Raw genomic sequence first — 1106 nt, 5'->3', positions numbered from 1 at the left:
CTTGATGTCCTTTTCAAGCCCCTCCTCCAGTCGTTTCACCGCCAATGACATCGTGCTCTGGTCGCGCCCCATATACTTCGCCGCCTCCGTTATGCCGATCCCGCCAACTTCCCTCGCCACATACGCCGCCTCGCCTCGTAGCCGACTGCCCATCCGTCCACGCCCTTTGTTTAAAATCACTGCGACGCTCAGTCCCGTCCCCCGCACGATTTCCTGGAGGACCTCCGCCATCGTGATCTTTACCGGCCGGGTTTCCTCTTGCTCGTCAATTGCACGATGGACGACATCGACAAATTCATCACCGCCCAAATACTGCTGCTCTTTGACTTCGTAATACTCCTCCTGATGTCCCCCCTCTAATCCTTCGCGGACAAACCGCTGATATGCTTTGATCGCTTGGCCGGGCTCGCTTCCCCAGAGTTTTAGCCCTTGATCGACGGCTATGCCCCTCGCGGATCGTCCCCGGAGATACTCCCCGTGGCTGCTCCACCGATAGAGTGTGGGCTCTTTGACCATGCCGGCACGCACCGGATTTAAGTGTATATAGCGTATCAGCTCCATCAAATAGCTGTCCCGATCGCACAGGATCGCCTTGTACCGTCCTTGAAACAGATGGCCGATCTTGCGATAGCGTCGATTATAATAGCTGGTGTAACGATACAGTAGACTCTGCATCGCCTTGGATAACGGCGCGCGGGAGACTTCGAGCAGCACATGAAAGTGGTTGGGCATCAAGACGTAGGCATACAGAGTTAGCGAATGCCCCTTGACCGTCTCGCTCAGCAGGGTTTCGAATCGGCGCTGGTCTGGATCGTCTTTGAAAACTCTCTGTCTTTGATTGCCCCGGCTTATCACATGATAGAGCGCACCGGGATAATGAACGCGCGGTCTGCGGGCCATGACTCGATCTATCACCAAACATCCACAATAAGCAAATAAACAATGCCTGGCACCTTTGTGGCACCCTACGCCAATATTGGCGTACCCACCGCCATCCCCGCCTGCTCTTCCCTGCTCTCGGCCGTAGCGGAACTGGCGCTAAAGAGGCGCTGGGTCCCATGGCCAAAAGCAGCGTGCAGGGCGCCTTCCGCCACGCCAAGTTTGCT

Annotated in this window: 1 protein-coding gene; it reads right to left on the bottom strand. The window is 56.2% G+C overall.

The window, feature by feature from the left end; translation table 11 throughout:
- Window positions 1–900, bottom strand: a 900-nt coding sequence (locus Q8Q08_00040; GenBank protein MDP2652408.1) for a transposase, incomplete at its 3' end; no start/stop codon positions are given.
- Window positions 901–1106: the final 206 nt, after the last annotated feature.

It is taken from the genome of Candidatus Omnitrophota bacterium (genome assembly GCA_030688425.1).
In the GTDB taxonomy this organism is placed as follows: Bacteria; Omnitrophota; Gorgyraeia; order Zapsychrales; family JANLHA01; genus JAUYIB01.
The sequence above is the reverse complement of the archived record's forward strand: the minus strand, read 5'-3'. Positions and strand labels throughout refer to the sequence as shown.